At 69.2% G+C, this 23,803-nt stretch carries 21 protein-coding genes and 1 tRNA gene; 9 read left to right on the plus strand and 13 right to left on the minus strand.

What is annotated here, in order from left to right; translation table 11 throughout:
• Positions 1 to 11: 11 nt before the first annotated feature.
• Positions 12 to 1,310 carry an ABC1 kinase family protein gene (locus O2L52_RS23285; RefSeq protein ID WP_270118514.1) on the minus strand — a complete coding sequence of 433 codons (1,299 nt, stop codon included), beginning with the start codon at positions 1,308 to 1,310 and terminating at the stop codon, positions 12 to 14.
• Positions 1,311 to 1,720: 410 nt separating this feature from the next.
• Between O2L52_RS23285 and O2L52_RS23290 the strand changes: the two genes are divergently transcribed.
• Positions 1,721 to 1,885 (plus strand): DUF5679 domain-containing protein, encoded by a 165-nt coding sequence (locus O2L52_RS23290; protein WP_205327395.1) that lies wholly within the window; start codon positions 1,721 to 1,723, stop codon positions 1,883 to 1,885.
• Positions 1,886 to 2,030: 145 nt separating this feature from the next.
• On the plus strand, positions 2,031 to 2,561 hold the full coding sequence (locus O2L52_RS23295; protein WP_344473657.1) for a M48 metallopeptidase family protein: 531 nt from the start codon (positions 2,031 to 2,033) through the stop codon (positions 2,559 to 2,561).
• Between the two features lie 24 nt (positions 2,562 to 2,585).
• On the opposite strand, the gene O2L52_RS23300 is transcribed toward O2L52_RS23295, so the two are convergent.
• Positions 2,586 to 3,854 (minus strand): zinc-dependent metalloprotease, encoded by a 1,269-nt coding sequence (locus O2L52_RS23300; RefSeq protein WP_270118515.1) that lies wholly within the window; start codon positions 3,852 to 3,854, stop codon positions 2,586 to 2,588.
• A 112-nt stretch (positions 3,855 to 3,966) separates the two neighbouring features.
• Between O2L52_RS23300 and O2L52_RS23305 the strand changes: the two genes are divergently transcribed.
• Together O2L52_RS23305 and O2L52_RS23310 are read left to right on the plus strand one after the other, a co-directional pair.
• Positions 3,967 to 4,938, plus strand: a complete 972-nt coding sequence (locus tag O2L52_RS23305; protein ID WP_270118516.1) for a YlbL family protein — start codon at positions 3,967 to 3,969, stop codon at positions 4,936 to 4,938.
• Positions 4,939 to 5,032: 94 nt separating this feature from the next.
• The gene (locus O2L52_RS23310; protein WP_270118517.1) at positions 5,033 to 8,005 is read left to right on the plus strand and encodes a UPF0182 family membrane protein; all 2,973 of its coding nucleotides are present in this window, start codon (positions 5,033 to 5,035) and stop codon (positions 8,003 to 8,005) included.
• A 118-nt stretch (positions 8,006 to 8,123) separates the two neighbouring features.
• Here the strand turns inward: O2L52_RS23310 and O2L52_RS23315 are convergent, their stop codons facing one another.
• From O2L52_RS23315 to O2L52_RS23325, 3 genes are all read right to left on the minus strand, one after another.
• Positions 8,124 to 8,963, minus strand: a complete 840-nt coding sequence (locus O2L52_RS23315; RefSeq protein ID WP_270118518.1) for an NAD(P)H-binding protein — start codon at positions 8,961 to 8,963, stop codon at positions 8,124 to 8,126.
• Between the two features lie 446 nt (positions 8,964 to 9,409).
• The gene (locus tag O2L52_RS23320; RefSeq protein WP_270118519.1) at positions 9,410 to 11,206 is read right to left on the minus strand and encodes a serine/threonine-protein kinase; all 1,797 of its coding nucleotides are present in this window, start codon (positions 11,204 to 11,206) and stop codon (positions 9,410 to 9,412) included.
• 236 nt (positions 11,207 to 11,442) lie between these two features.
• Entirely contained in the window at positions 11,443 to 11,751 is a 309-nt protein-coding gene (locus O2L52_RS23325; protein WP_270118520.1) for a hypothetical protein, read from the minus strand.
• A gap of 423 nt (positions 11,752 to 12,174) precedes the next feature.
• On the opposite strand from O2L52_RS23325, the gene O2L52_RS23330 reads away from it, so the two are divergent.
• Positions 12,175 to 13,053 carry a helix-turn-helix domain-containing protein gene (locus O2L52_RS23330; protein ID WP_270118521.1) on the plus strand — a complete coding sequence of 293 codons (879 nt, stop codon included), beginning with the start codon at positions 12,175 to 12,177 and terminating at the stop codon, positions 13,051 to 13,053.
• Here the strand turns inward: O2L52_RS23330 and O2L52_RS23335 are convergent.
• Complete coding sequence (locus O2L52_RS23335; RefSeq protein WP_333490225.1) at positions 13,050 to 13,349, minus strand: DUF397 domain-containing protein; 300 nt, start codon at positions 13,347 to 13,349, stop codon at positions 13,050 to 13,052. The genes O2L52_RS23330 and O2L52_RS23335 overlap by 4 nt on opposite strands.
• Before the next feature lie 65 nt (positions 13,350 to 13,414).
• Complete coding sequence (locus O2L52_RS23340) at positions 13,415 to 14,326, minus strand: cation diffusion facilitator family transporter (protein WP_270118522.1); 912 nt, start codon at positions 14,324 to 14,326, stop codon at positions 13,415 to 13,417.
• Between the two features lie 297 nt (positions 14,327 to 14,623).
• On the opposite strand from O2L52_RS23340, the gene O2L52_RS23345 reads away from it, so the two are divergent.
• Positions 14,624 to 15,097 carry a hypothetical protein gene (locus tag O2L52_RS23345; RefSeq protein ID WP_270118523.1) on the plus strand — a complete coding sequence of 158 codons (474 nt, stop codon included), beginning with the start codon at positions 14,624 to 14,626 and terminating at the stop codon, positions 15,095 to 15,097.
• A 55-nt stretch (positions 15,098 to 15,152) separates the two neighbouring features.
• Here O2L52_RS23345 and O2L52_RS23350 read toward each other — a convergent pair whose 3' ends face one another.
• Positions 15,153 to 15,542, minus strand: coding sequence for a phage holin family protein (locus tag O2L52_RS23350; protein ID WP_270118524.1), 390 nt, complete (start codon positions 15,540 to 15,542; stop codon positions 15,153 to 15,155).
• 199 nt (positions 15,543 to 15,741) lie between these two features.
• Between O2L52_RS23350 and pstB the strand changes: the two genes are divergently transcribed.
• Entirely contained in the window at positions 15,742 to 16,626 is an 885-nt protein-coding gene (gene pstB, locus O2L52_RS23355; protein WP_270118525.1) for a phosphate ABC transporter ATP-binding protein PstB, read from the plus strand.
• Between the two features lie 215 nt (positions 16,627 to 16,841).
• Here pstB and pstA read toward each other — a convergent pair whose 3' ends face one another.
• The 4 genes from pstA to phoU form a co-directional block, all read right to left on the minus strand.
• A complete protein-coding gene (pstA, locus tag O2L52_RS23360) occupies positions 16,842 to 17,732 on the minus strand; it encodes a phosphate ABC transporter permease PstA (protein WP_270118526.1) in 891 nt (296 codons plus the stop codon).
• Positions 17,729 to 18,715 carry a phosphate ABC transporter permease subunit PstC gene (gene pstC, locus O2L52_RS23365; protein WP_270118527.1) on the minus strand — a complete coding sequence of 329 codons (987 nt, stop codon included), beginning with the start codon at positions 18,713 to 18,715 and terminating at the stop codon, positions 17,729 to 17,731. The genes pstA and pstC overlap by 4 nt, the downstream gene beginning before the upstream one ends.
• 82 nt (positions 18,716 to 18,797) lie before the next feature.
• A complete protein-coding gene (gene pstS / locus O2L52_RS23370; protein ID WP_270118534.1) occupies positions 18,798 to 19,859 on the minus strand; it encodes a phosphate ABC transporter substrate-binding protein PstS in 1,062 nt (353 codons plus the stop codon).
• Positions 19,860 to 20,077: 218 nt separating this feature from the next.
• Positions 20,078 to 20,707, minus strand: coding sequence for a phosphate signaling complex protein PhoU (gene phoU / locus O2L52_RS23375; protein WP_270118529.1), 630 nt, complete (start codon positions 20,705 to 20,707; stop codon positions 20,078 to 20,080).
• A gap of 177 nt (positions 20,708 to 20,884) precedes the next feature.
• Between phoU and O2L52_RS23380 the strand changes: the two genes are divergently transcribed.
• Positions 20,885 to 21,652 (plus strand): hypothetical protein, encoded by a 768-nt coding sequence (locus O2L52_RS23380; RefSeq protein ID WP_270118530.1) that lies wholly within the window; start codon positions 20,885 to 20,887, stop codon positions 21,650 to 21,652.
• A gap of 92 nt (positions 21,653 to 21,744) precedes the next feature.
• Here the strand turns inward: O2L52_RS23380 and O2L52_RS23385 are convergent.
• A tRNA-Lys gene (locus O2L52_RS23385) sits at positions 21,745 to 21,820 on the minus strand.
• A gap of 115 nt (positions 21,821 to 21,935) precedes the next feature.
• Between O2L52_RS23385 and obgE the strand changes: the two genes are divergently transcribed.
• The gene (obgE, locus tag O2L52_RS23390; protein ID WP_270118531.1) at positions 21,936 to 23,399 is read left to right on the plus strand and encodes a GTPase ObgE; all 1,464 of its coding nucleotides are present in this window, start codon (positions 21,936 to 21,938) and stop codon (positions 23,397 to 23,399) included.
• Positions 23,400 to 23,803 lie beyond the last annotated feature (404 nt).

The following is a 23,803-nucleotide window of genomic DNA, read 5'->3' on the forward strand; positions in this document are numbered from 1 at the left end:
GCGAGCGGTGCTCAGCGGTTGGGGTCGGTGCCTTCCGGGTCCGCGAAGCCGGGGAGCCACTCCTCGAGGATCGAGCGCCACTTCGCGGTCGCGCCGAGCTGGCAGAGAACCCCGATCGAGCCCATGGTCACGCGGTGGATCAACAGGTACGCGGGCGGGAAGCTCATCTGCTTGTTCAGCTTCGCCGTCTCGGAACCCTGCCCGGTCAGCCGGGTGCTCTCCTTGCGCAGCCACTCGCGCGAGAACTGGAACTCCTCGCCCGCGATCGGCTCGAGCATCGGCTGGAGCAGTTCGAGCATCGCCTTCGCGTCGATGTCCAGGCCCGGCGGGACGAAGCCCTCGCCGCGCAGCCCGGCGACCACGTCGTCGGCCTTCCCGTCGAGGGTGAGCCGCGTCAACCGCCCGACCTGCACCGGCATGCCGCCGGGCATGCGAGCCGCCGCGCCGAAGTCGTAGACCACGAGTCGACCGTCCTCGCCTATCGCGAAGTTCCCCGGGTGCGGGTCGGCGTGCAGGAGCCCGGCGCGCTTGGGCGCCGAGAAGTGCAGGGTCGCCAACCGCAGGCCGGCCGCGTCCCGCTCCTCCTGCGTGCCCTCGGTGATGACCTCGGACAGCGGGCGTCCGGCGATCCACTCGGTCACCAGCACTTCGCCGCTCGCGTGCACCACTTGCGGCACCACGATGAGCGGGTCGTCCAGGAACGCCTCGGCGAACTGCCGCTGGGTGGCCGCCTCCAGCTCGTAGTCGAGCTCTTCGAGGAGCCGCTCCCGCAGCTCCACGGTGATCTTCTTGACGTCGAAGTTCGGTTGCAGCACTTTGAACATGGGGGCCATGCGCGAGAGGTGGCGCAGGTCGGAGCGGAGCGCGTCGCCCGCACCCGGGTACTGGATCTTGACGGCGACCTGGCGGCCGTCGTGCCACACCGCGCGGTGGACCTGCCCGATGCTCGCGGCCGCGGCCGGCGCGTCGTCGAACTCGTCGAAGCGGTCGCGCCAGTCGGCGCCCATCTGCCGTTCGAGCACCCCGTGGACGCTGGCCACCGGCAGCGGGGGAGCGGCGTTCTGGAGTTTCGTCAGCGCCTGGCGGTACGGCGCGGCCAGGTGTTCGGGCAGGGCCGCCTCGAAGATCGACAGGGCCTGGCCGAGCTTCATCGCCCCGCCCTTGAGCTGCCCGAGCACGCTGAACACGTGCTCGGCGGTACGCCGCTGCGCCTGCTCGCTCAGGATCTCGTCGGCCAGCCCGGTCACCCGCTTGCCCAGGCCCAAGGTCGCCCGGCCCGCCAGCCCCAGGGGCAGCGAGGCGAGTTTCATTCCCCGTACGATCGCCCGGCGCGGGAGGTCGTCACCCGAATGGGCCGGTCCATGCCTGTCGCTCACGTTCCCAATGCTCTCACGGCGAAGCGGCAGTTGGCGACGGCACAGGCACGCCATGTCGCCGCGTCTCGGCTCCCGCCCGGCGTCCCTGTAACGGCCCAGGCGTCCCTTACGCCTGCCGGCCCGGAGCTGCATGCCATCCACCGGGTACTGCAGCAACGTCACCTCTCGGGTGCTGCGCCAAGGTCACCCTCTCGGGTGCTGTGCTGACGTCACCCTCTCGGGTGAAGCGGCGAGGCGGGGCTTACAGGCGTGAAATCTGTGGCATTCTGAGGCCGAACGATCGCACAGAGTGATCGTGGCAACAGGGTCTGCATCACAGACTCGCGCACAACAGGGGGAAACCAGTGGCTCAAGCGACGAAGACCTACACCGGATACTGCGTCAAGTGCCGCGAGAAGCGTGACTTCGAGGGCACCGTGGTCGTCTCCGACTCGGGCCGCCGGATGGCGAAGGGCACCTGCCCGGTGTGCGGCACCAAGATGAACCGGATTCTCGGCAAGGAATCGTGACCTCGGGGCCGGACGGCCCCACCCCCTCGTCTGATCCCATTCTGCGGGAAATCGGCGAGGGGATTTTCTTGGCATTTCACTGCTCTCACCGCAATCGCGACATCCGCGTTATGCGATTGTCACCCCCCGGGTTTAGTGTGCGTTCATGGCGCGCAAAGTGCATCCCCCCGTTGAAGTGCGGCGCTCTCCCCGACGCCGGGCAACCGTAGCGGCCTACGAAGAACGTGGCCGCGTGGTCGTCATGATCCCTGACGCCTTCTCCGAGACGGAGGAGCAGGAGTGGATCGACCACATGCTCGCAAGGCTGCGGAAGCGAGAGGCCCGTGACGGCCGCGCGTCCGACACCGCCCTGCGAGACCGAGCCGTCAGGCTCGCCCGCCGGTACTACCCCGAGCACCCCGAATGCGCCGCCCCCAGGAGCGTTCGATGGGTCGACAACCAGCAGCGCCGGTGGGGTTCGTGCACCCCCTCGGACGGCACGATCCGCATCTCCCGGCGGATCATGATGATGCCCTCATGGGTGATCGACTACGTCCTGCTCCATGAACTCGCGCACTTGGTCCACCCCGACCACTCGCGCCCGTTCTGGGACATGGTGGCCCGCTACTCCAAGGCCGAGCGGGCCCGCGGCTACCTCGAGGGCATCGCGGACGCCGAGGCGAGCGACCCGCGGTAGGCGCGAGCCGGCGCCGTGCCGGGGCTACTTCTCGCCGGGCTCCTCGTCGTCCTCGTCCTTCGGGTCGTTGACCGCGAGCTGGTCGAACATCGACATGTCGAGGTCCTCGAGCGCCTCGGAGACCGTCGCGAACCCCTCGGGGTGCTCCAGGTCGCCCGCGCTCGGCATGAGGTCGGGGTGCGCCCAGACCGCCTCGCGGCCCTCGATGCCGCGCGCCTCGGTGAGCGAGTGCCACAGCCGGGTCGCCGCCCGCACCTTCGCCGGGTCGAGCTCGAGCCCGACCAGCGCCTCGAACGTCTGTTCGGCGGGCCCGCCGGTGGCCCGGCGCCGCCGTGCGGCCTCCATGAGCCGGTCGATCGTCGGCAGCCGGTCGCCCACGGCCTCGGCCACGACCGTGTTCACCCAGCCGGCGATGAGCGCCAGCGTCGTGCCCAGGCGCGACAGGGCGGCCTTCTGCTGCTCGGTGTCCTCGGTCTTGAAGACCTCGCTCAGGTCGAGGGTCGCCGCGGCCTCGGGGTCCATCGGGTCCATGCCCGACATGGCCTCTTCGATCGCGGACTCGTCGATGCGGATCTCCCGCGCGTACGCCTCCAGCGCCCCCAGCAGGTGCGCGCGCAGCCACGGCGCGTGCGTGAACAGCCGGTGCGTCGCGGCTTCGCGCAACGCCACGTACAGCCGCACCTCTTCGACCGGCAGCTCCAGGCCCTCGGCGTAAGCGGCGAGGTTCCCCGGCAGCAGCGCGGCCACGCCCGTCTTGCCCAGCGGCAGGCCGACCTCGGAAGAGGACAGCACCTCCCCGGCGAGCTTGGCGAGCGCCTGGCCCATCTGCGCCCCGAACAGGGCCGAGCCGACGCCCTTCATGACGTCGGCCATGGGGCCGAGCATCCCGGCCATCTCCTCGGGCACGAGCGTCTGCATCGCCTCGCCCATCTGGGCGGCGAGCGGCTCGGCGAGCTGCTTCCAGGAGTTCTCGGTCTGCGCGATCCACTGCTTGCGGGTCCACGCGTCAGTGGCCGTGACGCCCGAGGGCCAGTTCACGGCCGAGTCGAGCCAGAGGTCGGCGAGGCGCACGGCCTCGGCGACCTGCGCCTGCTCGGCGGGGCCGACGGTGTTCTCGGCCTTCAGCTCGGACTCGGCGAGCTGCTTGGCCAGCTGCCAGTTGACCGGACCGGAGGACAGCGACTGCGCCATCATCTGCTGCAGCTGCTGCATCATCTGCTGCACCCGCGGGTCGTTCGGGTCGGGCAGATCGCCGCCCAGGTTGCCGAAGCCGAAAGGAATGTCGGAGCCCATGGGCCAACCGTACGTCAGAGTAGGGGTCCCGGGCCACGGCCCGCCGAACTGAAGCGCCCTGTTCGCTGCGGGCCGAACGCGCCTGTGGGCTAGGGCATGTAGGCTTCCGCGCATGCGAAGGCGAGGAATCACCGTCCTGTTGGGTGCGGTCCTGGTGGCCGTGCTGACCTGGCAGGCCCTGATGATGGACGTCGCCTACGTGGTCTTCAGCGACGGTCCCACCGAGGACGTCCTCGGCGCCGGCGAGGTCGACGGCGTCGAGCACCAGATCATCACGGCCGACACCGAATACCCCTCCGAGGGGCAGCTGCGCCTCACCACGGTGCGCGTCAAGCAGTCGGTGACCCTCGTTCAGGCCCTGCGCTACTGGACGTCCAATGAGTACGCGATCGTCCCGCGCGACCTGGTCTACCCTCCCGGCGAGTCCGAGGAGGAGATCGCCGAGGAGCAGGAGGCCGACTGGGCCGAGTCCCAGTCGAACGCCGAGCAGGCCGCCCTCGGGTACCTGGGCGAGCCCGCCGTCATCGAGGTCGTGGCCGACTCCGGGGGCCTGCTCGCCGGTGACGTCATCACCGCCGTCGACGGCACCGCCGTCACCTCGCTCCAAGGGCTCGCCGATTACGCCGAGAGCGAAACCACGGTGACCGTCACGCGCGCCGGAGCAAGCGTCGAAGTCCCCGGAGTGACGCTCGGCGACGCCGATCTGCAGTCCACGCACGACGATCCGTACGGCATCGAGATCGACACCGAGGCCCTCGACATCGGCGGCCCCTCGGCCGGCCTGATCTTCGCGCTCGGCATCGTCGACCGGGTCACCGAGGGCGATCTGACCGACGGGAAGGTCGTCGCCGGCACCGGCGAGATCGACCCCGAAGGGAACGTCGGCGGCATCGGCGGCATCCAGCAGAAGATCCACGGAGCGGACGAAGCCGGCGCCGAAGTCTTCCTCTCACCGGCTTCGAACTGTTCGGACGCCGTCACCGTCGCCCCCGAAGACATGACTATTGTCAGAGTCGAGACGCTCGCAGACGCGGTCTCGGCGCTCGAGTCCCTAGCGGCCGGCGGAGAAGTCACCACCTGCTGACCTGCCAGTCCACGGCTCGCAAGCATCACGAGCCTGCACCGCAAGACGTGAAGGAGTTGCTGCAGTGGCGAACCGGACGCCCACCCCCCCACGGATGAGCCGACGAGGACGCTACGTCCTGATACTCCTGGTGGGGGCGATAGTCCTCTTGTCGGTACTGGGCTGGATCGTCGGCCTGCGCACCGACTACCTCTGGTACGACTCGGTCGGCTACACCGCCGTGTTCTCCACCATGATGTGGACCCGCCTGGGGCTCTTCGGGGTCTTCACCCTGGCGATGGCCGCCTGGTGCGGCCTCAACCTCTACCTCGCCTTCAGGTTCCGCCCCGACACCTGGCCCGCCACGAGCGAGCAGGAGGGCCTGGAACGGTACCGCGAGCTCATCTCCCCCAAGGCCGGCTGGTGGATCGGCGGCGTCGCCGTCATCGTCGGCATCTTCGCCGGCATGTCCGCGCAGAGCCGCTGGGAGACCTGGCTGCTGTTCCGCCAGGGCGGCAGCTTCGGCGAGTCCGACCCCGTCCTGCACATGGACGCCGGCTTCTACGTCTTCGAACTCCCGTTCTGGCAGTTCCTCATCGGCTTCGGCTTCGCCGCGGTCGTCGTCGGCATCCTCGCCTCCCTCAGCGCCTACTACCTGTACGGCGCCCTCCGGTTCTCCGGCACCGGCGACCGCATGACCAACGTCGCCCGCATCCACCTCTCGGTGCTCGTGGCGCTCTTCCTGGGGCTCAAGGCCGTCGCCTACTGGTTCGACCGCTACGACTTCACCACCCAGGACAACCAGGTCACCGGCATCGTCGGCGGCGGCTACACCGAGATGACCGCCCTCATGAACGCCAAAGAGGCGCTCATCTGGGTCTCCCTCATCGCGGCCGTCGTCATCCTCGTCTTCTCCTGGGGCTTCACAAGATCACTTGCTCTTCCCGCCGCGGCCCTCGGCCTCGTCGTGGTCACCGCGATCGCCGCCGGCGGCATCTACCCCGCCGTCGTCCGCAACTTCCAGGTCGAGCCCAACCGCCCCCAGCGCGAAGGCCCCTACGCCCAGCACACCATCGACGGCACCCGGTACGCGTACGGCATGGAGGACCTGGAGACCACCACCTACCCGGTCGCCTCCCAGCCCAACGCCGAGTCCATGGCCGCCGACCAGTCCACGGTCCCGTTCGTGCGCCTCATCGACCCGTTCGTCGTCTCCGACGCGTTCACCCAGGCGCAGCAGCCGCGCAGCTTCTACGACTTCAACGAGAAGCTCGACATCGACCGCTACACCTACACCGACGAGAACGGCGAAGAGGTCACCCAGGACTTCGTCGTGGGCCTGCGCGAACTCAACCCCGGCCAGCTCGCCGACGAGCAGCAGGACTGGACCGTCGCCCACACCGTCTACACGCACGGCTGGGGCTTCGTCTCCGCGTCGACCACCGAGAGCGACTCGGGCGCGCCCTGCTTCACCTCGGGCGTCCTCTCCGACGACCCCGGCAACTGCCAGATCGGCAACGACATCATCGACGTCGAGAAGCCCCAGATCTACTACGGGCTCTTGAACAACGAGTACGCGATCGTCGGCGTCCCCGACAACGAGACGCCGCGCGAGTACGACCGGCCGATCGACGTCGCGGTCGCCGACGAGGACTCCTCTGAAGAGGACGCCGAGGAGATCGGCGCCGACCGGTACACCACCTTCGAAGGCGACGGCGGCATCGACATCGGCTCCGTCGGCCGCCGGCTCCTCTACGCCTGGGAGTTCCAGGAGCCCCGCTTCCTGCTCTCCGACCAGATCAACGACGAGTCGCAGCTGCTCTACAACCGCAACGTGCGCGACCGCGTCCAGCAGGTCGCTCCGTTCCTCACCGTCGAGGCCGACCCGTACCCGGCCGTCGTCGACGGCGAGATCGTCTGGATCGTCGACGGCTACACGACGACCAACGACTTCCCCTACTCCGACCGGGTCAACCTCGCCGAGGCCACGAACGACACCTACTCCGGCCAGGGCGTCGCGAACCAGCCCTCCGAGGAGATCAACTACATCCGCTCCTCGGTCAAGGCCGTCGTGAACGCCTACGACGGCTCCGTCGAGCTCTACGAGTTCGACGACGAGGACCCGATCCTCAAGGCCTGGAACGAGATCTACGGCGGCGACCTCGTCACCCCGAAGGAGGAGACCCCCGAGTCCCTCGAGGCGCACTTCCGCTACCCGCAGGACCTGTTCAAGATCCAGCGCAACCTGCTCCAGCGCTACCACGTCGACGAGTCCCGCACCTTCATCGAGGGCAGCGAGGCCTGGGCGACCCCCGAGGACCCGTCGCAGCAGTCGCCGGTCATCCAGCCGGCCTACTACGTGTACGCGACCTACCCGGAGCAGACGCAGCCGTACTTCCAGCTCACCAGCACCTTCACGCCGAGGAACCGCGAGAACGCGCTGGCGAGCCTCATGTCGGGCTACTACGACGAGAACGGCGATCCGAAGCTCCAGATCTACGACGTCGTCGGCGGCGACGATCAATCGGTGCGGCAGATACACCAGATCATCACGTCCACATCGGAGGTGGTGACGACGCTCAGGGACGCCACGCAGGCCGGCACCACGGTCGAGTGGGGCAACCTGCTCGCGCTGCCGGTCGGCGACGGCATCCTGTACCTCGAGCCGATGTACCTGCGACGGCAGGCGGGCGGCCAGGGCGAGGACCTGCCTCGATTGACGAACGTCGCGATCAGCTACGGCGGCTACGTCGGCTTCGCGCCGACGTTCGAAGAGGCCGTGGCGATGGTGGTCGAGAAGTACGTGTCCGGCGCGCCGAGCGAGGCCGAGCAGAACGAGGGCGAGACGGACGGCGGCGAGGAGCCGACCGAGACGCCGTCGGAGACCCCGAGCGAGACGCCTTCGACCGAGGCGCCACCGGCCGACCCGCCGGAAGTCGAGGCCGCCATCACCAGCGTCCTCGAGGCGCAGGCGGCGTACGAGGAGGCGCAGGCCTCCGGCTCGAACGAGCAGGAGGGCGCGGCCCTGGACGCACTGCTCGCGGCACTCGACGAGCTCGAGGCCGCCAGAGCGGCGGCGGGCCAGTAACGGCCTGCGACTGAAGCGAGCAGCGCCCGGCGACCACAAGGTCGCCGGGCGCTTTCGCGTCTGCAGGCTGCCGAAGCGATGCTGCCGCCGCTGGCCGCTGGCCGCTGGCCGCTGGCCGCTATCGGCTGAAGGCTGCCGCGTGCTCGACCGCCCACTCCCGGTACGTCAGTGCGGGGCGTCCGAGCAGGCGTTCGACGGTGTCGGTGTGCGGCCCGGCCTCGCGGGCGAAGTCGGCGAGCGAGCCGAGCAGGCGCGCGGGGATCTCCGCGGGCAGGCCTTGGGCGAGCATCGCGGCCCGCACCTGCTCGGGTGGGAGCTCGACATACGCGAGGTCGCGGCCGAGCGCCTCGCCGAGCAACTGCGCCTTCCGGGTCTGCGTCAGCGATTCAGGGCCGGTGATGACATAGGACCGGCCCTCGTGCCCGATCTCCGTGAGGGTCTTGACCGCCACGGCGGCGATGTCGCGCTCGTGGATCGTGGACGAGGCCGCGTTCGCGTAGGCGCCGCGCACCGAGCCGCTGGGGACCTGCGGCGCCCAGGCGAGCGTGTTCGTCGCGAAGTCGGTGCAGCGCAGGTGCGTCCAGGCCAGACCGGAGTCCTCGGCCGCGCGCTCGGCGGCCTTGAACCCTTCGGCGAACCGCGGTTCGCCCGCGGGGTGGGCCACGGTGGCAGAGGAGATCACGGCCACCCGCCGCACGCCTTGGGCTGCGGCGGACTTCAGCAGGTTCGCGGCCTCCGCCCCGGCCGCACGCGGGCTGAGCAGGACGCCATCGACGCCTTCCCAATAGGCGTCGAGCGAGCCGGGCGCGGACGGGTCCGCGCCGATGACGCGCACGCCCTCCGGGAACCGCGCGGCCCCGGGGTCGCGGGTGACGGCGGCGACGTCGTGACCGGCCTCGTTGAGCAGGGTGATGGCGGAGCGGCCGACCGGGCCGGTGGCGCCGATGACGATGATCATGGGGGAGTTCCCTTCGCGTCGAACTGTGTCGACTCCTAGAGCGCTCCCCGGCCGAGTTGGTGACAGGACCCCGCTGTGAACCCGGTCGCAGCCGCGACACCTCGACCGGCGGGTCGCGGCCAGTCGGCCGGGACCGTCGCGCAAGTCGTCGGTGATCGCGGCCGGGGCCGCCGCATGCGCTGATCGCCGACATGACGCGATCCCGACTGTCGCACCCAGCCCTCACCTCGGCAGCGTCATCGCCCCAAAACGCCGTCTCGAGCGCGGCACCAGCGGCGGCGACTCGTCCGCATTCCGCCACCGTCCTCGCCGTCGGGCAGCTCCGCAAGCGGGCTGCCGACTCGGCCGGCGCAATGCGGCCGGGGAACCTGCTCCTCACACTGCACGCGCAGCCCGCCCGCCGGGCGAGGCACCGCTCTCGGCGCTCGCCGAACCGCCGGTGAGCCTTACTGCTCCTCTGCGGGGGCTTCCGTCTCGCCGGTCTCGGGCTTGCACCCTTCCGCGTCCGCGGCGCGCTTCACGGTCAGCTGCACCGTCGAGCCCGGGTCGACTTCGCTTCCGGCGCTGGGGGACTGGCGCACCACGCCGCAGCGGGCCTCGCCTTCGCCCTCGTAGTCCACGGCCGGGGTGAGGCCGGACTCCTCGATGCGCATGCGGGCGTCGGACTCGGTCTGCGTGACCACGTTCGGCACGGCGGTCGTCGCGGGCGGCGGCGGTGACGAGCTCTCGGCGGCGCTCGGCGTGCCGCTCGGCGTCAGCGAGGGCCCGGCCGAGGCCGTCCCCGCCACAGGCTCGGAAGCCCCTGCGTCCGAGGCGGTCTCGCTCGGGTCGGCCGAAGGCGAATCGCCCTCGTCGTAGCCGTCCTCGTCCCAGTCGCCGCCGTCGCCGTCCTGGCCTTGGACCTCGGCGCCGTCGAGGCCGGTCTCGCCGCTCGGCAGGGCGCCGCCCCGGTCAGGCTCGTTCCACGGCAGCGTGATCGCGATGGCGCTGATGGCCGCCACGGCCGCGAGTGTGGCGGCGAGCGAGACCCACAGGCCGCGCCGCCGCGGGCGGTCGCGCGGGCTCTCGGCGGCGGGTACCGGGGCCGGGCCGGTCGGCCCGGTGCGCGGGGCCGCCGCGTGCGCCCCGGTGTGCGAGCCGGTGAACGGCGGCAGCGTGTGCCCGTCCGTGTGCGGCGGCGGTGAGGACAGGTGGGGTTCGCGCGGCGGCGACTGCGGCACGGCGCGCGAGACCGGTTGCAGCCCGGTCTGGTACGAGCGGAGGCCGGTGTCGCCCTCCAAGGTCGGGCGCCGATGCGCACCCGAAGGCGGGCCCACGACGCCGGATCCGGTGCCCGTGCCGATCGCCGCCCGCGCGGGCTGCACGCGGGTCCGGGCCAGGGCGGGTGCGCGGCCGCCGAGCATCGCGGCGCGCACCTCGTTGCAGGCCTCGGCCAGCTCCGCGGCGTCGGTCCAGCGCGCCGCGGGGTCCTTCTGGAGCGAGCGCCGCACGATCTCGGCGATCTCGTACGGGATTTCGGCGGGCAGCGGCGGCGGGGCGTTGCGCAGGTGGGCCGAGAGCACCCCGAGCGGGGTGTCGGCTTTGAACGGCGGCGATCCGGCCAGGCACTGGTGGGCGACGACGCCGAGCGAGTACAGGTCCGAAGCGGCCGTGAGGTTCTCGCCCGCGGCCTGCTCGGGGGACATGTACGTGACGGTGCCGAGCACGACGCCGGTGGTGGTGAGGGTCAGGTTGTGGCTGACGCGGGCGATCCCGAAGTCCACCAGGACCACCGAGCCGTCCGCGCGCACGAGGATGTTCCCGGGCTTGATGTCGCGGTGGACGATCCCGGCGGAGTGGGCCACGTGCAGGGCCTCGGCCACGCCGCCGATGACGCGCAGCGAGTCGGCCGGGCTGAGCTTGCCCCAGAGGCCGAGCAGCCGCGAGAGCGGCTTGCCGTCCACGTACTCCATGATCAGGTACGCGAGCTGGGCGTCCTCGTCCTCGATCTCGCCGTAGTCGTAGACCTCGACGACCCCGGGCCCCTGCATCACGGCGATGGCCCGGGCCTCGCGGCGGAAGCGCTCGCGGAAGCCCCGGTCGTCGACGAGGTCGGCGAGGAGGACCTTGACGGCGACGGTGCGCCAGAGGGTGGTGTCGACGCCCTCCCAGACGTCGCCCATGCCGCCGCCGCCGATCCGGCGCTCGAGCCGGTACCGCCCGTCCAGGACCACGCCTGCCTTGAGGTTGCGAGTGCTCAGCATCCGGCGGCTTTCCCCTTCTCGGCGAAGCTCGCAAGCCGCGGTTTCGCAGCCTTGGCGAAGCTCGCGAGCTGTGGATCCGCAGCTTTGGCGAAGCTTGCGAGCCATCATCTCTGCCCGGTGTCGGACCAGTTCTGAGGGTCTAACGAACGGCGGGGGCTGAGGCTACGCGCTGGATGGGGCGAACTTCGGCTCGATCGAAGGATTTTCGGCGCCGCGTCCGCCCGCGGCGCCGGCAGCTAGGACTTCGCCGCGGCGACGACGGCGCCGATGGGACGGACCGGGGTCGCGGGACCGGGCTCGGGCAGTGAACGGGGAGCGGTCGGGCCGCCGACGGCCTGGCCGAGCTGGCCGTCCCAGCACGCCCACGAGTGGCACGGCCAGGACTGGCTGCAGTGCCCGCACACGGGGTGCCTGGCGCTGCGCTGATCGAGGGCGGGGGTGTGGCGTTTCCACCAGCGCGCCTGCACGCGCCAGAGGCTCGGCACCAGCACTTCGCTGGGCGGCTCATCCGGCGGGGGGTTGTCGAGTGTGTACGGGCTTCGCAACGCGGGCTGCCTTTCCGGTCTTTCGATGGGCTGGAATCGCTTGTGGCCCTTGGTTTCTGGGCGTTCGACTCCGGTATGACCTGGTCGATGCCGAGTCGCGGTGTCGAATCGGTACAGTCGAGGGGAGGCGGATAGCCCCTCCGTACAGTAGAATTGCACATGCAGAATTTGGATGCAAGAGGTATAACCGGATCGGGTGGCGATTCCTCCCGCCCCGCGGCCGCGCAGGCGAGACCCGGACGATCGGTCTCGGCGACGCCGGCGGGCCGCACTTGAGAACAGCTGACGTTACCCGGTGAGCGGCCCAGAAGTCCCCCACCACTCGGTGCGTCCTCACCGAATCCGGAGAGATCAGGGTGTCAAATGGGTACATCGAACGACAACGCTGAGAGCGATCTGCCGAAGAAGTTGGGAGGCAAGGCGATGCCTTCAACCGGTAGCCCCACCGTCCGCCGCCGCCGCGCCGGGAAGATCCTCCGGGACCTGCGCGAGAAGTCCGGTAAGGACGCCAACGACGCCGCTGCGGCCCTTGAAGTCACCAGTTCCACGATCTACCGGATGGAACTCGGCCGGGTCGGGATCAAACCCCGGGACGTCCAGGCCCTCGTCGAGGTCTACGGGGTCCAGGACTCCGAACTCGTGGACGAGCTCGTGCGCCTGGCCCGCGACGGCCGCAAGCGCGGCTGGTGGGCGCGGTACTCCGACACCATCTCCCCGCCGTACGCCACGTACATCGGCCTGGAGCAGGACGCCTCCAGCCTGAACGTCTACGACGGCCTGATCATCAACGGGCTCCTGCAGACCCGCGAGTACGCAACGGCCACCTTCGGGATGGTCCCGGAGCAGTCGCAGCGGTTCATGAAGGAGCGGATCGACCTGCGCATGGAGCGCCAGCAGCGCCTGCGCGGGGACCTGAAGATCTGGAACGTCATCGACGAGGCCGCCATCCGCCGCGTCCTCGGCGGGCCGAAGGTCATGATCGACCAGCTGCAGAACCTGCTCGAGCTCGGCTCGCTCCCGAACGTGCACCTCCAGGTGCTGCCCTTCGAGGGCGGGGCCTACCCGGGGATGCTCTCCTCGTTCACCATCCTCGGCTTCGGCCCGCTGGAGGGCGAGGTCGACCCGGGTTACCGCCACCCCGACGTGGTCTACATCGAGGGCCACAACGGCGACGTCTACGAGGAGGGCGCCGACGTGCAGCCCTTCCACGAGATCTTCAGCTACCTGCGGTCGGCCGCGCTCGACCCGGGTCGGAGCCTGGAGTTCATCGAGCAGCAGGCCCAGCACCTCAAGACGCTCTAGGGCATACGCAAGGGGGGGGGGCCGGCCCGGGGGGGGGGGGCGCCCCCCGACCCCGCCATAAGGAAACACAAGGCCGCTGGGCGCCGCAGCGAACGCCAGTCGGCTCGGCTGGCGCGCAGGACAGGGCTCACCGTCAGCTTGGTGTCCCTGATCTCCACGGCCGCTTCCGCGAGCCTGGCTTCGACACAGGCCCCGTTGGGGCCTGACCTGCTGCTCTTCCTCCATGTGTGGGTCAACATGGATCTCCTCCTTCCAAGGAGCATTCGAGTCCCCAGGACGATGTAGAGCTTAACCATTGCGTGGCAAGAGAAACGTCGACTATCCGTCAATATCGGGTACCGGACGGAAGCACTGCCGCGCTTCACCAATGCGGTGTGCCGCAGGAGGCCTCCGCGCTGCCGGGCTCGATCTGGACCGTCGCGTGGGCGATGTCGAATTGTTCTGCCAGCGTCCGCTGCGCGTCGCCGAGCACGGCCGCGGGGTCGGCGCCCGGATCGAGTGCGAGATGGACGGTCGCGACCTCCATACCCGAAGTCAAAGTCCACAGATGGAGATCGTGCACTTCTTTCACCCCTTCGAGTGCACCGAGCGCGTTTTCGACCCGCTTCGGGTCGACGCCGACGGGGGCGTGCTGGAGGAGAATCCGGAGCGCGTCGCGCCCCAGGCGGTAGGCGCGCGGCAGGATGAACAGGCCGACGCCGACGGCGATCAGGCTGTCGACCGCGTACCAGCCGGTGAAGGCGATGACCGCGGCCGCGGCGATGACGCCGAGCGAGGCGATCGCGTCGCCGAGGACTTCGGTGTAGGCGCCGCGCACGTTGATCGACTCGGCGGCGGCCGAGCGCAGCAGGAGCAGGGACGCCACGTTCGCGGCGAGGCCGAAGAGGGCGACCGCGAGCATGGGTCCGGACTGCACCTCGGGCTGCTCGCCGAGGCGGCGCACGGCCTGCACGATGACGAACCCGGCGACGCCGAAGAGCAGCACCGTGTTCGCCAGGGCCGCGAGCACCTCGAGCCGGTACATCCCGTAGGTGCGGCGGGGCCGCCCGCCCGCGCGGCGCACCGCGATGATCGCGGCCAGCGCCATGGCGATGCCCAGGGCGTCGCCGGCGACGTGTCCGGCGTCCGAGAGCAGCGCGAGCGAATGGGTGTACCAGGAGGCCACCGCCTCGACGGCCGCCACCACGAGGGCGAGGCCGAGCGCGAGCCAGAGCCGGCCCCTGTGGTGTGCGCCGAGCGACGCGGCTCCTGCGTGCGAGTGGTCGTGGCCCATGGAGGGCGGTCTCCTTCGTCTCGGTGCCGGCACGGCGGACCGGGCCTCGGCGGTGGGGTCCCCGCCGCCTTCGAATGCTAACATGCGCACTATTGCATATATGGCGACGGGGTCGGTTCAGCCTCGCACGGAACGGGTACCTTCAACCGGAAATCCGCTCGCGCAGGACGCCCGATCCGCGGCTTTTCTGTGCGGCCCTCATGAAAACGCCCGAACCAGGGGGACTTTCACAAATGCGGAGCGGGAATGGAATAATATTCGTACCAACATCATCAGCACTGGTCACGGGGGGTGACGATGAAAGACGCCATTGAAACCTCTACCATCGCGTTCATCGCAATCGTCGCGATCGTCCTCATCTTCGCAGCCGTCCTCGGCCTGCGATCGGTCATCGAGACCAAGCGCCGCCGAAAAAACAGGGCCAAGACCGACGCGGAAGCCTGGACCGAGCTCCTCGGCAGCCAGCTGAAGATCGCCCCGGTCTCCGTGGGCGACACCGAAGCCGCCGCGGCCCTCGACCGCGCGAGGAAACTCCACTACAAGGCGGTCGAGCGACTCAAGACCGCCAAGAAGGCCAAGCAGTTCGCCCGCATCCGCACCTACGCGCTCGCCGGACTGCACAACCTCAACATCATGCGCCGCCGCCTCGGCAAAGCACCCGGACCGCAGGGCCCCATGCCCTTCAACGCCGCGAGCTCCACCAAGGCCGCCAAGCGCGACGCCAACGTCCGCGACATCCCCACAGGACCGTCGACCGGACTGCCCTTCTAACGGGCCGAGACGCGACAACGGGGGCGGCCCAGGCCGCCCCCGTTCGCCATGCCCGCTACGACTGCTGCTCGACCGGCTTCCGCGGCGACAGCAGGTCCATCACCCACATCACGATCCACACGATGATCGCGCCCCAGAACGCCGGCCAGAAACCGTCCACGTAGAACCCCAGCGAGAGCTTCTCCGAGACCCAGCCGGTCAGCCAGAACATCAGCGCGTTCACCACCAGCCCGAACAGGCCCAGCGTCAGCACGTACAGCGCGCAGCCGATCAGCATGATCAGCGGCTTCACGAACGTGTTCACCAGCGCGAACACCAGCGCCACCACGACCAGCGAGAAGAACCGCTCCAGCACCGAGTCGCCGTACAAGTGGATGCCGTCGACGATCACCGCGGCCAGCCACAGCGCCAGCGCCATCAGGACCAAGCGCACCAGGAATCTCATCCGGCCAGTATCGCCTTCCGCGTCGCTCCGCGTCCAGTTTCCGCCGAGACGAGCGGAAACGAACCGTCACGGACGAGACCGAGACGGGCCCGCGGATTCACCCCCGGTTCACCCGGGATCGAACCCCGCGCCACCCGCCCGGCCTACAGTCGCCGCAGCCCATTCGCTTCCACACCTGCCCGGCGCAGAAGGAGACACCATGAGCGACCCGTCGTACTCGGCGCTCGGACGCACCGTCGACCCCCGCCGCATCGGCGCGAACACCGCGCCCGGCACCCCGCACGCGCCCCTCGGCCGGAGCGCCCCCACCGTCTTCGAAATCCGCGGCGTCAACGTCTTCTACGGCGCCTACAACGCCGTCAAGGACGTTGACTTCACCGTCGCCAAGAACGAGATCACCGCGCTCATCGGCCCCTCCGGCTGCGGCAAGTCCACCCTGCTGCGCTCCCTCAACCGCATGAACGACCTCATCCCCGGCGCCCGCGTCGAAGGCACGGTCGCCTACCACGGCAAGGACGTCTACGCCGCCGGCGTCGACCCCGTCGAGGTCCGCCGCCGCATCGGCATGGTCTTCCAGAAGGCCAACCCCTTCCCCAAGTCCATCTTCGACAACGTCGCCTACGGCCCCCGGATCCACGGCGTCCCCCGCGCCGAACGCGAGGCCATCGTCGAGGATTCCCTCAAGAAGGCCGCCCTCTGGGACGAGGTCAAGGACAAGCTCAAGCAGAGCGCCCTCGCCCTCTCCGGCGGCCAGCAGCAGCGCCTCTGCATCGCCCGCACCATCGCGCTGGCGCCCGAGGTGGTCCTCATGGACGAGCCCTGCTCCGCCCTCGACCCGATCGCCACGGCCCGCATCGAAGAGCTCATGGTCGACCTGGCCAAGCAGTTCACCATCGTCATCGTCACCCACAACATGCAGCAGGCCGCGCGCGTCTCCGACAAGACCGCGTTCTTCTCCACCGAGGTGAACGAGCAGAGCGACACCCGCACCGGCGTCCTCGTCGAGTTCGACGACACCCAGCGCATCTTCACCACCCCCCGCGACGAGCGGACCGAAAACTACGTAACCGGCCGCTTCGGGTAGGGCTTTCGCGCCGTCGTGGCGCGGCAGGAGAAAATCTGAGCGGCGGATCCCTCGTCGCAAGTACCGCTCCGCAGTCGTACTAGCTCCTCACGATCCTTGTCAGATTTCCACTCAACGGGCCCCCGGTGGCCCGGCCCGTCCCACCTGGGACGGGCTTTTTCATGCAGAGCGGCCCCCGCATCGTCGATGCGGGGGCCGAGAGACCAGTGTTCGATCTATCGCTTGTCGATGGCGAACCGCGACGCGATGATCCGCGACACCACCGTGAACAGGAAGACGATCGCGATCAATGTCAGCGCCGCACCCCAGGCCCGCTCCTGCGAAGCCGCGAACGGCTGCGTCGCGTTCCGGTAGATCTGCGCCGCCAGCGTCGTGTTCTCGCCGTAGAACAGGTCGGGCTTGTAGATGTACGTCAGGCCCACCGTCACGATGATCGGCGCCGTCTCGCCGGCCGCACGAGCCACCGCCAGCAGCGCCCCCGAGGTGATCCCCGACGAAGCCGACGGCAGCACCACGCTCATCGTCGTGCGCCACTTCCGCGCACCCAGCCCCGCCGAAGCCTGCCGCAGTTCGTCCGGCACCAGCCGCAGCATCTCCTCCGCCGAGCGGATCACGATCGGCAGCATCAGGCACGCCAGCGCCAGCGAACCGCCGAAGCCGACCTTCTCGCCGATCACCAGCACGTACGCCACATAGATGAACAGGCCCATCACGATCGACGGCACGCCCGTCATGACGTCCGCCATCGTGCGGATGAACCGCGCCAACGGCCGGTTCTTCCCGTACTCGTTGAGGTAGACCGCACCCAGCACCCCGATCGGGATCGCGATGAGCGCCGCCATGCCCGTGATCGCGAGCGTCCCCAGGATCGCCGGGCCCATGCCCGGACCCTCGGTCCGGTAGTTCCGCGGGATCTCCTCGGTCAGGAAGCCGAGGCTGAGCGCCGAACCGCCGCGCGTGACGACCTCCCACGCGACCAGCACCAGCGGCAGCGCCGCGATGAGGACGCACAGGCCGATCAGGATCGTCGCCGTGCGGTTGGCGAACGCCCGCCGCTTCGACAGGTTGCGCCCCGTCAGATCCGGGGCGGTGTTGAGGCTCGTCATGAGTGGGCCCCCTTCATCTTGATCTCGGCGCGGCGGACCACCACGCGGGCGAGGAAGTTGATGATCACGGTGATCGCGAACAGCTCCACGCCGATCGCGATGAGCGCGTCCTGGTGCAGACCGCTCGACTCGCCCCACTGCTGCGCGATGATCGCGGCCATCGTGTTGCCGGGCTCGAACAGGTTGGCGGCGATGGACACCGAACCGCCGATGACCAGCGCCACCGCGATGGTCTCGCCCATCGCCCGGCCCAGGCCCAGCATCGAGGCGCCCACCAGGCCCCCGAAGGAGTGCGGCAGGATCGCGCCCTTGACCATCTCCCAGCGCGTCGCGCCCAGCGCGTACGCCGCCTGCTTGTCGGTCTCGGGCACCGTCGCGAACACCTCGCGCGCGATCGAGGTGATGATCGGGATCGCCATGATCGCCAGCACCAGGCTCGCGGTGATGTAGTTGCGACCCGTGTTCGACTCGTCGAAGATCGCGTTCAGGCCGGGCACCGGCGCCACCAGATCGGCGAACCACTGGTACGCCGGGGTGATCGCGGGCACCACGACCAGCACCGCGACCAGGCCGAACACCACCGAGGGCACGGTGGCGAGCAGGTCGATCACGGTCACGATGTACTTGCGGGAGCGGCGGTGCGCCACCTCGGTGATGAACAGCGCGATACCGATCGACACCGGCACCGCGATGACCATCGCGATCAGCGAAGTGACCAGCGTGCCGTACAGCATCGGGAAGGTGCCGAACACGTCGTCGTTGGGCGCCCAGCGGGTGCCGGTGATGAAGCCGAACACGCCCTCGTCCTGGAACGCGGGAGCCGCGCGCAGCGAGGTCGTGACCAGGATCAGGCCCAGCACGGCCAGGACGGTCAGCCCGGCCGCGGTCACCAGGGTTCGGAAGCCCCAGTCGGCCCGACGGGAGCGGGCCTCGCCGCCGAGGTCGACCTCGGCGGGGGCTTCGGGGGTTGCCGTAGCGGTCAAGGTTCTCTCTCCGGTCTCGTCAGTGGAACGGCCGAAAACCCCAGCGGCGCGCTGGCCGTTGGGGTGATCGGATCCGGGGTTCCTAGTCGGCAATCGTCGAGTTCAGCGCTTCGAGGGCCTGCTCCTGCAGGCTCGTCGGCAGCGCCGCGTAGTCGTTCTCGGCGGCCAGGGCCTGGCCGTCGGTCAGGAGGTAGTTGACGAACTCCTTGACACCGGCGGCGACGTTCGCGTCCTCGTACTCGGTGCGGATCAGGATGTACGTCGGCGCGGTGATCGGGTAGGCCTCGGCGCCGGCCGCGTTCAGCGGGTTGTAGGAGAGGTCGGCTTCGACCTGGGCGCCGTCGAGCGCGGCGGTCGCGCCTTCGAGGGTCGGGGCGACGAAGGCGCCGTCGGCGTTCTCGATGGAGGCGGTCACGAGGCCGACCTCGAGGGCGTCGGCGAGGTCGACGTAGCCGATCGCGCCTTCGGTGTCCTGGATGACCTGCGCGACACCGGTGTTCTTCTCACCGGCGACGGCGTTGCCCGGCCATTCGATGGTGTCGCCCGAACCGAGGGTCCAGACGTCGGGGGCGGAGGCCTCGAGGTACTTCGAGAAGTTCGTCGTGGTGCCCGAGCCGTCCGAGCGGACCGCGAGGGTGATCGCCGTGTCCGGGAGGGTCGCGTCCGGGTTCGCCTCGGCGATCGCGGCGTCGTTCCAAGTGGTGATGGCGCCGACGAAGATCCCGGCCAGGACGTCCTGGGGGAGCTGCAGCGCGTCGACGCCGGGCAGGTTGTAGGAGATCGTGATCGGGGCGGCCACGGTCGGGATGTACTGGAAGCTCCCGGCCTCGACGCCGTCGTCGTCGCCGACGAGGGAGTCGGTGCCCGCGAAGTCGTTCAGACCCTCGCCGAACTCGGACTTGCCGGTGCCGGAGCCCGTCGAGTTGTAGCTCACCATGAGGTCGGGGTTCACCTCGGCGTAGGCCTCGATGGCCGCAGCGTAGAAGGCGTCGGGGAAGCTCGCGCCAGAGGCGTTGATCTCGCCCGAGGCCAGGTCGCCCGAGCCGCCTTCTTCGTCGCTGCCTCCGCCGCCGCAGGCCGCCAGGCCGAACGCGAGGGTGCCGGCGGTGATGCCGCCGATGATGGCTCTGCGGTTCAGTTTCATGTTCACAGCTGGTCTCTACTCCGTCTCCCGGCGCTCGGCCGGGCTACTGCTTCACTGTCCGCAACCATCAAAGCCAGACCCGGTGTTCACCCGCTGACTTGGAGTTGAACTCAAGGTGAACGACTGAGCGCGATTCGCAACAGTGAAGAGAGACCTGTGGGGGACACCCCTCTGAACAGGCGGTTTTACCGGGTATCACCCCGGCTGTGATCGGACCGTTATGAACGGTCCAGGTGAACATCCCCTGTCACGAGGTACACCACCTGGTGCGAAATGCGTACCGCGTGGTCGCCGAACCGCTCGAAGAACCGCGCCAGGAGCGCCACGTCCACCGCCGTCTGCGGCCCGTAGCCCAGGCTCGGCAACTGGTCGTGGATGCGCTGCTGGATCGCGTCGAGCTCGTCGTCGTCGAGCCCCATCTGCGAGGCCTGGAGGTGGTCGCGCTCCTCGAGGACCGTCACGAGCTTCTGCGAGAGGTGCACCGCCGCGGCCCCCATCGCCGCGAAGTCCGCCCGCAGCGAATCGGGGATCACCGGCACGGGCGCGCGCAGCAACACCGACTTCGCCACGTGCTTCGCCAGGTCGCCCATCCGCTCCAGGTCGACCGAGATCCGCACGGCCCCGAGAATGAACCGCAGGTCCGTCGCCACCGGGTCGTACTGCGTCATCAGCTCCACGATCCGGTCGTCGACCTGGAACTGCAGCGCGTTGACCTGATCGTCCGCAGCCACCACGGCCTCGGCCGCGGCGACGTCGGTCTCGAGCAGCGCCGCGCCGGCCTGCTCGACCGCGTCGCCGACCCTGCGGGCCATCTCGACCAGAAGCTCGTTGAGCTCGTTGAGATGCACGTGGAAGACATTCGCCATAGTGGACCAATCGGGATCGCCGGGGCCGGATACGCGCCCAGTCTAGGCACCGGGGGACCGCCGCAGGCCGCCCCCGCTGGCAAACTCCGGGCGAACAGGCCTGGACGAGCGGCGTTAGAGTGAGGTCGACGCACGAACGATCCCTATGGAGCCGAGCAGATGACCTACCCCTCGCAGCCGGGCTATCCGACGCCGCAGTACGGCGGCCAGCCGCCGCAGCCGCAGCAGAACAACCTGTGGCTGATCGGCGGAGCGGTGCTGACGGTCCTCATCATCATCATGACCGTGATCCTGCTCGTGGTGCAGCGCACGCAGGGATCGAACAACGAGGGCAGCGGCGGCGACGGCACCGACACGACCCAGGGCACCGACGAGGGCGGCGACACCGGCGGCGATGACGGCGGCAACGACAACGGTGGTGACGACAACGGTGGTGACGACGGCGGCGACGCCCCGGCCACCGGGCTGGTCTCGGAAGCCTGCGACGCCTTCGACATGACCGCCTTCGAGGAGGCCTTTGGCCCGGTCGACCCCGATCAGACCTCCCGGACCGAGACCAGCACCAACGGACTCGGCTCCTTGTCCTGCGCGTTCTACAACGAAGCGGTGACCGGCGTCAATATGCGGATCAACGACTACGAGGACGCCGCAGGCGCCGTGGATTGGGTCGAGCTGGACGCCGAGTACTACGGCACCGACTCCAACTACGAGTTCAGCGAGTGGACCGAGTACGGCGACGCCGGCAGCTTCTACACGAGCACCACCAGCGGCACCAAATCCCTCTACCTGAACGTCGCAGTCGGCAGCCTCGTCGTCTACGTCTCCTCGACGCTGTGGGAGGGCGAGGACGTCGATGAGGCCGCTGCCACGGCGGCGATGGAAGACCTCGTCACCCAGAGCGGCGACCTGTTCGCCGACTTGACGTAAGCAGCAGGGCCCGGCGGCCGAGAGGCCCGCCGGGCCCTTTTCCATGCTTTCCGGAGAACCAAAAAGAGGCCCTGTGACCAGGACCTCTTGTGTGGTGCGCCGCCAGGGACTCGAACCCCGAACCCGCTGATTAAGAGTCAGCTGCTCTGCCAGTTGAGCTAGCGGCGCATGATGTTTGAGGCTTCACCGCGCTTTCACGCCGGTGTCCCTCGCACGAGGAGAAACTTTAGCATGTGCCGCAGGCTCCGACTCCCGGGGTCCCCGAGGTGGCTACGCTTGGACGGTGACAAGTTTCGTAGACCGCGTGAATCTCCAGGTCATTGCCGGTAAAGGTGGCAACGGCTGTGTGTCGGTCCACCGTGAGAAGTTCAAGCCGCTCGGCGGACCCGACGGCGGCAACGGCGGCCACGGGGGTGATGTGGTCTTCGTCGTAGACCCGAACGTGCACACCCTGCTCGACTTCCACTTCCAGACCCGCCTGCAGGGCGGCAACGGGAGGCAGGGCGCCGGGTCCAACCGGGACGGCGCCAACGGCGACTCCATCCGGGTGTCCGTGCCCAACGGCACCGTCATCTACTCCGAGGGCGAGATCCTCGCCGACCTCACCGGGGCCGGCGCCGAGGTGACCGTGGCCCACGGCGGCCGCGGCGGCCGAGGCAACCGCGCCCTCGTCAGTTCCAAGCGCAAGGTCCCCGGCTTCGCCGAACTCGGCGAGCCGGGCGACGAGCTCTCGGTCGTGCTCGAACTCAAGAGCGTGGCCGACGTCGGCCTCGTCGGCTTCCCCTCCGCGGGCAAGTCCTCGCTCATCGCCGCGATGTCGGCCGCCCGGCCGAAGATCGCCGACTACCCCTTCACGACGCTGACCCCGAACCTCGGTGTCGTGTCGGCGGGGGAGACCACCTACACGATCGCGGACGTCCCGGGCCTCATCCCGGGTGCCGCGACCGGCAAGGGCCTCGGCCTCCAGTTCCTCCGGCACATCGAGCGCTGCGCGGTCCTCGCGCACGTCGTCGACTGCGCCAGCCTCGAGTCCGACCGCGACCCGGTCTCCGACATCGACGCCCTGGAGCACGAGCTCGCCGAGTACGGCGGCCTCGCGGACCGGCCCCGCATCATCGTCCTCAACAAGATCGACGTCCCGGACGGACGCGAGCTCGCCGACTACGTGCGCGGCGATCTCGAGAAGTACGGGTGGCCCGTCTACGCGGTCAGCGCGGTCAGCCGCGAAGGGCTGAAGGAGCTCAACTTCGCCTTCGCCAAGGAAGTGGTGGAGTTCCGCGAGGCGCAGCCGCCGGTCGAGACGACCCGCACCGTGATCCGCCCGGCCGCCATCGACGACTCCGGCTTCAAGGTGAAGCGTGTGAAGCCGGCCTTCGAGGGCGACGTCGAGTTCATCGTGACCGGCAGCAAGCCCGAGCGCTGGATCGGCCAGACCAACTTCGAGAACGAGGAAGCGGTGGGCTACCTCGCCGACCGTCTCGCGACCATCGGCGTCGAGGACGCGCTCGTGAAGGAAGGCGCGGTGCCCGGCTCGTTCGTCCGCATCGCCGACCACGAATTCGAGTGGCAGCCGACTGACCCGAACATCGTCGCGACCGTCGCGCCCCGCGGCACGGACGCCCGCTTCGAGATCAGCGACCGCAAGGGCGCCGACGAACGCCTCGCCGAGCGCAGGGAACGCCGCGCCGAAGTGCTCGAAAGGGTCGCGAAAGAAGAGGAAGCCAGGGGCAAACGCCGCAAGCGCTAGCCCTGATTGCGGATTGACCTGCGGAAACGTGGAGTTCGCAAGGGTGTGGCGCCGAGCACGCACCCCCCTTGCGAACCCCGTTTCCAAGTACCGTAAATTTGTCTTTGCCCGAGGGGGAAACGGACAGGAAAGCCGAAAGGCCCTGGCCCAGAACCAAAAGGGTAAAACTCCGAACGAATCGATCGGGGGGCCAAAACGGCCCGAAAACCGGTCTGGTAAGTTACTGGAGCCGCTCCGGTCGGAGAGGAACTTCCAAGAAGTTTCAGATCTGATTAGTGCGTGTTGTTTGAGAACTCAACAGGGTGTTTGGATGGTCAGCGTGCGGGCTGATTGAGTGTGCTGGACAAGGTTTCAGCGCTGCTTGATCGGTACTGTTTTTGACTGTCTTTTCCTTGGGACACTTG

The sequence above is a fragment of the Glycomyces algeriensis genome (assembly GCF_027622855.1).
In the GTDB taxonomy this organism is placed as follows: domain Bacteria; phylum Actinomycetota; class Actinomycetes; order Mycobacteriales; family Micromonosporaceae; genus Glycomyces; species Glycomyces algeriensis.